Source organism: Vibrio sp. Vb0937, from assembly GCF_033338855.1.
Window position 1 is genome coordinate 25,220 of the sequence record NZ_JAWOTK010000013.1, and the last position, 12,244, is coordinate 37,463.

Consider the following 12,244-nt stretch of genomic DNA (forward strand, 5'->3'; position numbering starts at 1 on the left):
CGACATTCCTAAGAGCGAGTAAATTAAACCGAACGATTAACCAACATCGACTTAATGTGACCGATGGCTTTCGTCGGATTTAATCCCTTAGGACAAACACTTACACAATTCATGATGCCATGGCAACGAAAAACGCTAAATGCATCATCAAGATCAGACAAACGTTCATCTGTTGCCGTATCGCGGCTATCAATTAGCCAACGGTACGCTGCGAGAAGACCAGCTGGGCCGATGAATTTATCAGGGTTCCACCAGAATGATGGGCAAGACGTTGTACAACATGCACACATGATACATTCGTACAATCCATCTAAATGCGCACGGTCATCAGGCGATTGTAGATTCTCACGTGATGGTGGTAATGCACCATCATCAATCAAGAATGGTTTAACTTTCGCATAGTTATCATAGAACTGCGTCATGTCAACGATAAGATCGCGCACGACAGGTAACCCTGGTAGTGGACGAATAACTATCTTATCGCCTTGTAGAGCAGATAACGGTGTGATACACGCTAGGCCGTTTTTACCATTCATATTCAAACCATCAGAACCACATACCCCTTCACGGCATGAGCGACGGAAAGCGATGCTTGGATCTTGCTCTTTTAGCAGAATCAATGCATCAAGCACCATCATGTCTGAGCCTTCGTCTACCTCAAGGGTATACTCTTTCATGTAAGGCTTAGTATCCACATCCGGATTGTAACGGTATAAAGAGAAGTTTAATTTCATAGTCGTATCCTCCCTTTAGTATGTACGTACTTTCGGCGGGAAAGCTTCACGATGCGTTGGCGTCATGTTCACATCACGCTTAGTCATCGCTTCTGTTTCCGGATTGTAGATAGAGTGGCATAGCCAGTTCTCATCATCACGCTCAGGGAAATCGAAACGAGCATGTGCGCCACGACTCTCTGTACGGTAGTTCGCTGCAACGGCAGTTGAAAACGCGGTTTCCATCAGGTTATCAAGTTCTAGACACTCGATACGCTGCGTGTTGAACTCTGAAGACTTGTCCGCTAGATGCGCATCTTTCAAACGTTCGCGAATCACTTTCAACTCTTCTAGGCCGGTTGCCATCGCATCGCCTTCACGGAATACCGAGAAGCTGTTTTGCATGCATGCTTGTAGGTCTTTACGAATCTGAACTGGATCTTCACCACCAGTGCTGTTTTCCCAACGCATAGTACGCGCTAGAGACGCTTCAATATCAGATTCTGTTGCAGGACGAGCTTCCGTTTGCGCTGCTAGCGTTTCGCCAAGGTGCAAGCCAGTGGCACGACCAAATACGACCAAGTCTAGTAATGAGTTGCCGCCAAGACGGTTAGCACCGTGTACCGATACAGAAGCAATCTCACCACATGCGTAAAGGCCTTGTACTTCCATCTCGCTACCGTCGGCCTTCTGCTTAATTGCTTGGCCAGACACTTGAGTAGGTACACCACCCATCATGTAGTGACAAGTTGGAATTACTGGAATTGGCTCTTTCACAGGGTCAACGTGTGCAAATGTACGAGACAGTTCACAGATACCTGGTAGACGTGATTCAAGTACTTCTTTACCAAGGTGATCAAGTTTCAACTTGATATGTGGACCCCAAGGACCATCACAGCCACGGCCTTCGCGGATTTCAATCATCATTGAACGAGCAACCACGTCACGACCAGCAAGGTCTTTCGCGTTTGGTGCGTAGCGCTCCATGAAGCGTTCACCATCTTTATTTAGAAGGTAACCACCTTCACCACGACAACCTTCCGTCACTAGAACACCCGCGCCAGCAATACCTGTTGGGTGGAACTGCCACATTTCCATGTCTTGCATTGGAACGCCTGCGCGAAGTGCCATACCAACGCCATCACCCGTGTTGATGTGCGCGTTAGTGGTCGATGCGTAAATACGACCTGCACCACCTGTAGCTAGAATGGTTGCTTTTGATTTGAAGTAACAGATTTCACCCGTTTCCATACAAATCGCAGTACAACCCATGATTGCGCCGTCTTGGTTTTTCACAAGATCCAAAGCGTACCACTCCGAGAAGATGGTTGTTTTGTGTTTTACGTTTTGCTGGTAAAGCGTGTGAAGAAGTGCGTGACCAGTACGGTCTGCAGCAGCGGCTGTACGAGCAGCCTGCTCACCACCAAACTCTTTAGATTGACCACCGAATGGACGTTGGTAGATGGTACCGTTATCGAAACGAGAGAATGGCAGACCCATTTTTTCAAGCTCGATAACTGACTCAGGACCATTTTTACACATGTATTCAATCGCGTTCTGGTCACCGATGTAGTCGGAACCTTTAACGGTATCGTACATGTGCCATTGCCAATCGTCTTTGTGCGAGTTACCCAGAGCAACAGTAATGCCACCCTGTGCAGACACAGTATGAGAACGTGTTGGAAATACTTTTGACAACAAAGCACATGATAGGCCTTGTTCTGAAATTTGTAGTGCAGCGCGCATACCTGCACCACCAGCGCCGATTACTACGGCATCAAACTCACGAACTGGAATAGACACTTACGCACCCCACAGAATAAATAGACCAGAGAAGACATAGCCGAATAGCACGGCAATAACACCAAGTTGTAGTGCGCCACGTAGTTTCGCGCACTTAATGTAATCAGTTAATACCTGCCACAAACCAACCCAAGCGTGAATCAGGATCGAGACAAGTGCCAACATGGTGAATACTTTAGTGAAGGTACCACCAAAGAATTGGGTCCAAGATGCGTAAGAGATATCTGAAAATGCACAGAAGCTAATCAGATAAATCGTGTATAGCGTCATAATGATTGCAGTTGCACGAATTAGTAGGAAATCGTGTACACCATTACGACCAAATGAAGATACGTGTTTTACCATACCAAGATCCCCGCCAATAATGATAATACTGCTGTTGCACCAAACGCGACTTTAGCGCTCATCGTGCCTGAATCTAGTTCTTCAAAGTGACCTAGATCCATCAATAAGTGACGGATACCACCTGCGATGTGGTAGGCAAGTGCAGTAAGAATTCCCCACAGGATGAATTTTACGAAGAAGCTATCGACGATGTCAGCGGCTTCCATAAAACCCATTGGGGATGACAGAGAAATGGATAGTAACCACAGTAATATACCCACCGCAACAAACGTAATTACCCCAGACACACGGTGTAGGATGGATGCGATTGCTGTGATAGGAAAGTGGATGGTCTGTAAATCTAAATTAACAGGTCTTGACTTTCTTTCTTTCACGGGCTTGCTCACTCAGCTCCATTGAGCATTTATTGTTATAACCAATTTCAGCTTCCAAACGTACAAAAGTTAACATCTATTTAACAAATATCGCGAGTAACCACTCAGATAATTGTAAACAAGTTGTTAACAAACGGAATCCAGCAACAAACCTCACTCTTTGTTTCTAGCCCCGAATTTATAAGGATTTAACTAAAATTTTCTTTGCCAATATACGGCGAGCAACATTCTAATACAATTGGTGTAACAAATTATGCTACATAGAACAGATTTTTAACGATTTTCATGAGAAAAATCATAACAAGTGCACACAAAGATGGAGAAAAATTGACTTTAAGCTTTAACAACAGTACAAAAATGGCACATAAACATCCTGGACGGATTAAATAATAAACAAAGGAGATTGTTATGGCGGATAAGAAAGCGACCCTTCATGTTGAAGGTCAAGCGCCAATCGAACTGCCAATTATGGACGGTACGCTAGGTACACCTGTAATTGACGTTCGTAAGCTGGGAGCCAATGGTTACTTTACTTTTGACCCAGGTTTTCTTGCCACTGCATCTTGTGAATCATCAATCACGTACATCGATGGCGGCAAAGGTATTCTTTTGCACCGCGGTTTCCCGATTGATCAATTAGCCAATAACGCAGATTACTTAGAAGTATGTTACATCCTTCTTTATGGTGAAGCCCCTACCCGAGAACAATACGAGCAATTCAAAACGACCGTTACTCGTCACACAATGGTACACGAGCAAATCGCAAGCTTTTTCCATGGCTTCCGACGCGATGCTCACCCAATGGCGGTAATGTGTGGTGTAGTTGGAGCACTTGCAGCCTTCTATCACGACTCTCTTGACATTAACAACGACGAACACCGCGAAATTGCAGCGTACCGTCTGCTGTCAAAAATGCCAACACTGGCGGCGATGTGTTACAAATACTCTATCGGTCAGCCATTTATTTACCCTCGTAACGACCTTAGCTACGCAGAGAACTTCTTGCATATGATGTTCGCAAACCCTTGCGAAGAGTATGAAGTAAATCCTGTGGTTGCCCGTGCGATGGATAAGATTTTCACTCTACACGCGGATCACGAACAGAATGCGTCGACATCAACTGTTCGTCTAGCTGGCTCTTCTGGTGCGAACCCATTTGCATGTATTGCCGCTGGTATTGCATCCCTTTGGGGACCTGCTCACGGTGGTGCAAACGAAGCCTGCTTGAGAATGCTAGAAGAGATTGGCAGCGTCGATAACATCCCTGAATATGTAGACCGCGCGAAAGACAAAGATGACCCATTCCGCTTAATGGGCTTTGGTCACCGCGTTTACAAGAACTATGACCCACGTGCGACAGTAATGCGCGAAACGTGTCATGAAGTTCTCAAAGAGCTAAACATTCAAGACCCTCTGCTAGACGTTGCAATGGAACTTGAGCGCATTGCGCTTTCTGATGAGTACTTCGTGTCTAAGAAGCTGTACCCGAACGTAGACTTCTACTCAGGTATCATTCTTAAAGCGATTGGTATTCCAGTTTCTATGTTTACGGTTATCTTCGCGATTTCTCGTACCATCGGCTGGATTGCTCACTGGAACGAAATGCACAGCGATCCACTGAACCGCATCGGTCGTCCTCGTCAGCTATACACTGGCGAAACACAACGTGAGTTTTCTCCACTTCACGAACGTGAATGATCTTTTAGTACGAAGATAGACAAACAAAAGGGTTGAGATTTTCGTCTCAACCCTTTTTTCTTTTTTGCGTTTAACGTTATTAATGGAAAACGCTAAACCGGATTATCAATATCGATAAACTCCACATGTAGGCCATATTCATCCGCTAGCCATTTGCCTAAGGCCTGAACACCATAACGCTCAGTAGCATGATGACCTGCAGCAAAGTAATGAATGTCCATTTCACGAGCGGTATAAGTGGTGCGCTCTGAAATTTCTCCAGAGATAAATGCATCCAGCCCGTGCTGTACAGCAAGTTCAATGAAATCCTGCCCTCCACCAGTGCACCAGCCGACTGTCTCAATCATCTTATCGGTATTCTCTGGAGCGATATGCAGAGGCTCTCTAGCAAGAACTTGGTTGATCTTACTCGCAAATTCAACACCAGACATCGGCTTTTTCAAGCGCCCAAACATAGCAACTGACTGAGGGTGCCCTTCAAGCCCACCTTCTACTTCGATTTCAAGTAAGCGAGCTAATTCAGCGTTGTTGCCTAGCTCTGGATGAATATCTAGAGGAAGGTGATAACCATATAAGTTGATATCATTTTTGATCAGGCTACGAATTCGTTTACCTTTCATGCCACGAATTGGCTCAGGCTCACCTTTCCAAAAATAGCCATGATGAACAAGCAATGCGTCTGCATTAAGCTCAATCGCTTTATCGATTAAGGCTTGAGAGGCGGTTACGCCAGTGATAACACGCTTTACCGCTGATTTCCCTTCTACCTGTAACCCATTTGGCGCGTAATCTTTAATTAACTGCGGTGACAGTTTGTCATTAAGAATCTGTTCTAGCTTTAAGTTATTCATTATTACTTCCAATTTCTAGCGCATGTAAACCTAAATAACCTCTCGATGGAATCAGACGAAAGAGTGCAACCTAGTTGATACAACAACGTTTTTGACATCTGGCACCTTGATATCATTTAGGTCTTTAAAGTGTATCTCGAACCCTAATATCGATGCTAGCCACCCTACCCTCAAAAGCAAATTTAGTTACAATAACAAAGCTTGTCGCCTCACCATAAATTTAGGGATACGGATGAACCAACTGCAACGCTTTTACCAATGGATCGCCACTTCACCTCCGCTTTTCAAGTTACGCCCTCCGTTTGCAACCTTAGAAGATGTCTCGGTCAAACCTTTGAATAGCTCAGAACAATACAATGGTAATCCGAGACTGGGTTTTTTATATCAGCACCTATGCACTGCGGCTCTTTCTAATTCAGAACGATATCAGATTATTGCCGAAGAAATTCAGTTAAACGACGCTGAAGGTAAGACCATTGGTGCTGTCGATTTGGTGTTGAGGAATACAGAATCAAATCAGATAGAACATTGGGAAGTGGCGATTAAGTTTTATCTTCTTTACAACGGCATTTGGTATGGCCCGAATGCTCACGACCAGTTACATGCAAAATTGGATAGAATGCTCACGCATCAGCTGAAAATGAGCGATCGCCCGGAATTTCAAAAAATAATTCCTTTAAACGACTCTCCAGAAGAGCGCCTAATGATGCAAGGACGACTCTATATTAATCCGTTTACTCCAGAGCCAACTCCTAAGGAGTGCTTGGGTTATGAATTAAATCCAAGTCAGATTAGTGGTTACTGGTGCTATCAAAGTCAATGGGATTTAATTGGTAAACCACTTTATCATTTACATAAACCATGCTGGGCGATCGGTACAGACGATTTCTCTCAACCTATTGAAAAGCCTTTAGATCGATTCATACACGCACAAACGGAAGACGGTCAATTCTGGTTTGTGGTACCAGATTCATGGCCCGGAGATAAAGCTGTTCGGGGCACTTAAACATGAAAGGGTTGATGTTTTCACATCAACCCTTTGCTAGATACATTGACCATTGGATGTTTTACAAACCAGCGGCTGCAAATACTTGATTAACTATTTCTTGTGCTTCAGCTTCGATTTGTTTCAGATGTTCTTCACCTTTGAAGCTTTCACAGTAAATCTTGTAGATATCTTCTGTACCTGATGGACGAGCAGCGAACCAACCGTTAGCTGTCGTTACTTTAAGGCCACCAATCGCAGCACCATTGCCTGGTGCATGCGTTAGACGAGCAGTGATCGCATCACCTGCTAGAGTTTCAGCCGCAACCATTTCTGGTGACAACTTCTTCAATACGTCTTTTTGTGGGCCATTTGCTACAGCTTGAATACGGTTGTACTTCGACTCACCGTGCTTCGCCGCTAGCTCTTCATAGTAATCTTGAGGGTTCTTACCCGTTACCGCAGTGATCTCTGCTGCTAGAAGGCATAGCAAGATGCCATCTTTGTCTGTTGACCAAGGCGTGCCATCTTTACGAAGGAATGACGCACCAGCACTTTCTTCGCCGCCGAAACCAAACTTACCAGTGTACAGACCGTCTACAAACCATTTGAAACCAACAGGCACTTCACATAGCTCACGACCTAGATCCGCAACAACACGGTCAATCAGCGCACTTGAAACTAGTGTTTTACCAACAGCGACATCTTTACCCCACTCGTCACGATGACGGTACAAGTAGTCAATACAAACGGCTAAGAAGTGGTTCGGGTTCATCAAACCTTTTGGCGTAACGATACCGTGACGGTCGTAATCAGGATCGTTACCAAATGCTAAATCGTATTCGTCTTTCAGTGCCAATAGACCCGCCATTGCGTAAGGAGAAGAACAGTCCATACGCACAACGCCGTCTTTATCTAGCGACATGAATTGGAAAGAAGGATCGATCGATTCACTTACTAGCGTTAGGTCTAGGTTGTATGCCTGACCAATTTGACGCCAGTAATCGATACCGCTGCCACCCAATGGATCTACACCAATCTTCAGGTTCGCTTTTTGGATTGCTTCCATATCGATAACGTTCACCAGGTCATCGATGTATGGCTTCACCAAGTCCATCTCTACAAACAGATCCGATGCTTTTGCTTCTGCTAGTGGTAGGCGTTTAACACCTTGTAAACCTTCAGCAATCAATTCGTTCGCACGATCTTCGATAGCTTGAGTCAACTCAGCTTCTGCAGGACCACCATGTGTCGGATTGTATTTGATACCGCCGTCTTGTGGTGGGTTATGTGATGGGGTAATAACGATACCGTCTGCTTTTTCATCGTGTTTGATGTTGTAAGTCAGAATCGCGTGTGAAATACCCGGTGTTGGCGTGTAACCGTTGTCTTGTTGGACAATCACTTTCACACCGTTTGCAATCAGTACTTCAATCACACTTGAGAAAGCAGGCTCAGATAGCGCATGCGTGTCTTTACCCACAAACAACGGGCCAATTGTGCCTTGCTCAGCACGAACTTCTGCTACCGCTTGAGCGATCGCTAAAATGTGGTTTTCGTTAAAAGTGTGCTTGTCTGCAGTACCGCGGTGGCCAGAAGTACCAAATTGAACTTTGTGTTCTGCGTTTGCCGCGTCTGGTTGAAGTAAGAAGTAGTTAGCAACGAGTGCTGGGATATTGTGAAGATCTTCCTGCTGCGCTTTTTGCCCAGCACGAGGGTGCATAGCCATGTTTGACATCCTTTCTTTAAATACAAATAAAATTAAAAAAGCCTCATAATATCCGCTCACTGCGACGCATTATGAGGCTTCTATCAGGTTTCTTAGATTGAACCTGTTACTTTTTCTATTAAGTCAGGTTGGAACCCCATGTGTGCCATCACTTGTTCAACCATCTGTCTTTTACGACTTGTATTGTTATTCGTGATAACCCAAAACGGTGTGCCAGGAATGGCTTTTGGCTTGGTCGTATTACCGTTTGCTAGCAAGGTTTCTTCATTATCTGCAAAGTACACGCGTTTGCGTCCTTTTACATTCGTAGCCTGGGCGAAACCTTCTGGATTCAATTTATGTAAGGTCGATAATACCAACATAAAGCGATCAATCGCTTTTTTTAGACCGGCAAACTCATCAGAAATAAGCAGCAAACGCATTTCTTTCACTACATCAACAGATTCCGTTTTACCCGCATCTTTACTTACTACAATCCCTTGTGGCTTCTCTACTACAGGCGCGGCTTTAGCTTCCTGCAACTGACCATCAAGGTTTAAAAGGCGTCGCAAAATATCCGAGGCGCTTTCACCGATATGCTTAGTTTGACTAGCTATATAACGGTATAGATCCTCATCAACCTCAATTGTTTTCATTCGCTTTTCACATTCTCAATGTTTAAACTCTGGGGGATTATAACGAGATCCACGCGGATACTCCACGTTAAACCCATCACGAATAAGATAAAATGTCAGCATTACTCAACTATAAGCAGGAAGGCCAAGGCCAAACAGTTGTTTTGATTCACGGATTGTTTGGTAGTTTAAGTAATCTGGGTCTACTCGCCCGCGATCTTATTAAAGATCACACGGTGATCAGTATTGATCTGAGAAATCACGGCCTCTCTTTCCACTCCGAAGTCCATAACTATACCGATATGGCAAAAGATGTGGCTCAGCTCCTTCAGCACTTAAACGTTGAGCCATCTATTGTTATTGGGCACTCCATGGGCGGAAAAGTCGCGATGGCTCTTGTGGACATTGCTCCAAATGTAGTCAAGAAGTTAGTCGTTCTCGACATGGCGCCTGTTGCCTACACTACGAACCGTCACGATAATGTTTTTAACGGCTTACATGCTGTTATTAATGAAAAACCAGCAAATCGACAGCAAGCCATGGATATCCTAGCTCAACATATTGAACTCGATGGTGTAAGACAATTTCTCTCTAAATCACTGTACAAAAATGGCGATAAGATGGATTGGCGGTTTAACGTACCGAGCCTTTTTGATAATTATGACCAAATTATTGGCTGGCAAGAAATCACACCAACAGATATCCCAACTTTGTTTATCAAAGGCGGCGACTCTGACTACTTAATGCCAGAACATCAGCCGGCAGTGAAGCGACAATTTAACCATGCTAAAGCACACATTATCGCTGGCACTGGTCACTGGTTACACGCCGAGAAACCGACAGAAGTAATGAGAGTCATTCGAAAATACATTTCGAGTTAACAAATTCGAAAAGCAACACTAGATTATTGAAATAACCCTTCTTGTAGTGCATTAACTTTACCGTTTAACAGTGGTATAGTGCGCCCAAGATTTTTCGGCATGAAGGGCTAAAATGCTTTACGACTATATGGATATGCTCGAGTCTATTGGGCTCGATCTTCTTTTTGCTGCTATCTTTTTTTTCATCGGGATGGCGATAAAAGATGTGCTAAAGCAAGGCAATGTACCTGTTTTTGGTCGTCGTATTGTGTGGTTAGTCCTTTTCCTAGGCTGTGCTGGCTTTATTGCAAAAGGTGTAATTCAGCTAACTTGGGAAGGCTCAGGGTTAGGTTAAACCCTTAGTAGCATCGCCAATAACAAACAATGTAAAGGTATAGACTCTATGGCAAGTGTAGGTATCTTCTTCGGTAGCGACACAGGTAATACTGAAGCCGTTGCAAAGATGATTCAAAAGCAACTAGGTAAACATCTAGTTCACGTTCAAGACATCGCGAAAAGCAGCAAAGAAGACATTGATAACTTCGATCTTCTTCTTCTAGGTATCCCAACTTGGTACTACGGCGAAGCACAATGTGATTGGGATGACTTCTTCCCTGAACTTGAGCAAATCGACTTCTCTACTAAGCTAGTGGCTATCTTTGGCTGTGGCGACCAAGAAGACTACGCAGAATACTTCTGTGACGCGATGGGCACAGTCCGTGATATCGTTGAGTCTAAAGGCGGCACAATTCTTGGCCATACCTCGACAGAAGGCTACGAATTTGAAGCGTCTAAAGCACTTGTTGAAGGTGACGAAAGCCAATTCGTAGGTCTATGTATTGATGAAGACCGCCAACCAGAATTGACTGACGAGCGTGTTGAAAGCTGGGTTAAACAGATCTATGAAGAGATGTGTTTAGCTGAGCTAGAAGGCTAATCAAATTGAATGATGCAAAGACCTCCACTTGGAGGTCTTTTTGTATGTATTGTCACACAGCATCGGTAAGTACTTCCTCTTCGCGATACTGAGGTTTCTTTCTTACATAAAGCTTGCGTTGAACCTCTGAAACCACATTCCCCTGTTTATCTTTTACATGAGTAATAAACTCAGGAAAACACTTTTCTCCATTCCGTGTCATTTGATAAATGTTTTCCAGCATCCCTTCAGTGACCTCAAATTCTGCAAACAAATCACTTTGCCCCGGCTTAATAAAGTTAATGCTTGCCTCTTTATCCCACACATAATATTCCTCTCGTAGAATCCCCATCAGCATCAACGAGTAAATAGGATCAGTTAAAGAGAAAATACTGCCGCCATATTGGGTGCGATTGGCATTTTTATTCCACCAGCGAAGCTTTAAACGTACCTTTACAGTACGGAAGTCTTGAGAAATATGTAAGATTTTAATACCCGCCCCCCAAAAAGGAGGCCAAATATTGAGTGCGAACTTTACAATTCCTGGTTTGTATATCTTCGCTAGTCGCCTATTCATCGCTATCTCTGCCCTCTCCAAGCTTAATGTTACATAATTGTAACTGGTCAGAGCTGTAATATAATAGACCTGTTTCTAATTTACAAAAAGATTCTATTAACCCTTTGAAGTTCGTGGTTTAATGTTCCGAACGCTTATCCTATAATGGTAGGAAGATTGAATTCTGTTAAATCGCTGCAGATGATCCAACGGGAAAGTATATGTCAGATAATAATCAGGCGCTGAAGGATGCGGGTTTAAAAGTAACCCTTCCGAGGCTAAAAATTCTAGAAGTACTTCAGCAGCCAGACTGCCAGCACATCAGTGCTGAAGATTTGTACAAAAAGTTGATTGATCTAGGTGAAGAAATTGGCCTAGCAACTGTTTACCGAGTTCTAAACCAGTTCGACGATGCTGGTATTGTAACTCGTCACCACTTTGAAGGTGGAAAGTCAGTCTTCGAATTATCGACTCAACATCACCACGACCACCTAGTGTGCCTAGACTGTGGTGAGGTAATTGAATTTTCTGACGATCTTATTGAAGAACGTCAAAAAGAGATTGCAGCTAAGTACAATGTCACACTAACAAACCACAGCTTATACTTGTACGGCAAGTGTAGCGATGGTGGTTGTAAAGACAATCCAGATGCACACAAACCGAAAAAATAAGGGTTTGTTAATTTAAAAAGTAAACGTCAGCACATGCTGGCGTTTTTTGTTTCTAGAAGTCAGAACCTTAGACGTCAGTACTTTGGTTACAGAACAAAAGCTACTAAACACCCATCTTTTTTCTCCACA

General features: G+C 43.9%; 14 protein-coding genes. 6 read left to right on the plus strand and 8 right to left on the minus strand.

Going from position 1 to position 12,244, the window contains the following annotated elements; genetic code table 11:
• Nucleotides 1-23: 23 nt before the first annotated feature.
• From R7P67_RS15850 to sdhC, 4 genes are read right to left on the minus strand one after another with little or no spacing between them, the layout of a single operon-like run.
• A complete protein-coding gene (locus R7P67_RS15850; RefSeq protein WP_005382174.1) occupies nucleotides 24-734 on the minus strand; it encodes a succinate dehydrogenase iron-sulfur subunit in 711 nt (236 codons plus the stop codon).
• Between the two features lie 15 nt (nucleotides 735-749).
• Nucleotides 750-2,516: a succinate dehydrogenase flavoprotein subunit gene (gene sdhA, locus R7P67_RS15855; protein WP_213871776.1), complete on the minus strand. Its 1,767-nt coding sequence runs from the start codon at nucleotides 2,514-2,516 to the stop codon at nucleotides 750-752.
• Nucleotides 2,517-2,861, minus strand: a complete 345-nt coding sequence (gene sdhD, locus R7P67_RS15860) for a succinate dehydrogenase, hydrophobic membrane anchor protein (protein WP_005382169.1) — start codon at nucleotides 2,859-2,861, stop codon at nucleotides 2,517-2,519.
• Nucleotides 2,855-3,247 carry a succinate dehydrogenase cytochrome b556 subunit gene (gene sdhC, locus R7P67_RS15865; RefSeq protein ID WP_017634811.1) on the minus strand — a complete coding sequence of 131 codons (393 nt, stop codon included), beginning with the start codon at nucleotides 3,245-3,247 and terminating at the stop codon, nucleotides 2,855-2,857. The genes sdhD and sdhC overlap by 7 nt, the downstream gene beginning before the upstream one ends.
• 396 nt (nucleotides 3,248-3,643) lie before the next feature.
• Here sdhC and R7P67_RS15870 point away from each other — a divergent pair, with 396 nt between their 5' ends.
• On the plus strand, nucleotides 3,644-4,933 hold the full coding sequence (locus R7P67_RS15870) for a citrate synthase (protein ID WP_005382163.1): 1,290 nt from the start codon (nucleotides 3,644-3,646) through the stop codon (nucleotides 4,931-4,933).
• A gap of 92 nt (nucleotides 4,934-5,025) precedes the next feature.
• Here R7P67_RS15870 and R7P67_RS15875 read toward each other — a convergent pair whose 3' ends face one another.
• Nucleotides 5,026-5,784, minus strand: a complete 759-nt coding sequence (locus R7P67_RS15875; protein WP_170893752.1) for a Nif3-like dinuclear metal center hexameric protein — start codon at nucleotides 5,782-5,784, stop codon at nucleotides 5,026-5,028.
• Between the two features lie 232 nt (nucleotides 5,785-6,016).
• Here R7P67_RS15875 and R7P67_RS15880 point away from each other — a divergent pair, with 232 nt between their 5' ends.
• On the plus strand, nucleotides 6,017-6,790 hold the full coding sequence (locus R7P67_RS15880) for a DUF1853 family protein (RefSeq protein WP_213973131.1): 774 nt from the start codon (nucleotides 6,017-6,019) through the stop codon (nucleotides 6,788-6,790).
• 61 nt (nucleotides 6,791-6,851) lie between these two features.
• On the opposite strand, the gene pgm is transcribed toward R7P67_RS15880, so the two are convergent.
• Both pgm and seqA read right to left on the minus strand, forming a co-directional pair.
• Complete coding sequence (pgm, locus tag R7P67_RS15885) at nucleotides 6,852-8,498, minus strand: phosphoglucomutase (alpha-D-glucose-1,6-bisphosphate-dependent) (RefSeq protein ID WP_017634813.1); 1,647 nt, start codon at nucleotides 8,496-8,498, stop codon at nucleotides 6,852-6,854.
• Nucleotides 8,499-8,590: 92 nt separating this feature from the next.
• Nucleotides 8,591-9,133 carry a replication initiation negative regulator SeqA gene (seqA, locus tag R7P67_RS15890; RefSeq protein ID WP_262652577.1) on the minus strand — a complete coding sequence of 181 codons (543 nt, stop codon included), beginning with the start codon at nucleotides 9,131-9,133 and terminating at the stop codon, nucleotides 8,591-8,593.
• 92 nt (nucleotides 9,134-9,225) lie between these two features.
• On the opposite strand from seqA, the gene R7P67_RS15895 reads away from it, so the two are divergent.
• The 3 genes from R7P67_RS15895 to fldA all read left to right on the plus strand — a co-directional run bounded on the left by R7P67_RS15895 (nucleotide 9,226) and on the right by fldA (nucleotide 10,909).
• Nucleotides 9,226-9,993, plus strand: coding sequence for an alpha/beta fold hydrolase (locus tag R7P67_RS15895; RefSeq protein ID WP_017634814.1), 768 nt, complete (start codon nucleotides 9,226-9,228; stop codon nucleotides 9,991-9,993).
• A gap of 112 nt (nucleotides 9,994-10,105) precedes the next feature.
• Nucleotides 10,106-10,327: a DUF2788 domain-containing protein gene (locus tag R7P67_RS15900; RefSeq protein ID WP_005393038.1), complete on the plus strand. Its 222-nt coding sequence runs from the start codon at nucleotides 10,106-10,108 to the stop codon at nucleotides 10,325-10,327.
• Between the two features lie 48 nt (nucleotides 10,328-10,375).
• Complete coding sequence (gene fldA, locus R7P67_RS15905) at nucleotides 10,376-10,909, plus strand: flavodoxin FldA (RefSeq protein WP_005382146.1); 534 nt, start codon at nucleotides 10,376-10,378, stop codon at nucleotides 10,907-10,909.
• Between the two features lie 52 nt (nucleotides 10,910-10,961).
• Here fldA and R7P67_RS15910 read toward each other — a convergent pair whose 3' ends face one another.
• Nucleotides 10,962-11,465: a DUF4442 domain-containing protein gene (locus R7P67_RS15910; protein ID WP_005382144.1), complete on the minus strand. Its 504-nt coding sequence runs from the start codon at nucleotides 11,463-11,465 to the stop codon at nucleotides 10,962-10,964.
• 200 nt (nucleotides 11,466-11,665) lie between these two features.
• Between R7P67_RS15910 and fcrX the strand changes: the two genes are divergently transcribed.
• The gene (gene fcrX / locus R7P67_RS15915; RefSeq protein ID WP_005382141.1) at nucleotides 11,666-12,115 is read left to right on the plus strand and encodes a ferric iron uptake transcriptional regulator FcrX; all 450 of its coding nucleotides are present in this window, start codon (nucleotides 11,666-11,668) and stop codon (nucleotides 12,113-12,115) included.
• Nucleotides 12,116-12,244: the final 129 nt, after the last annotated feature.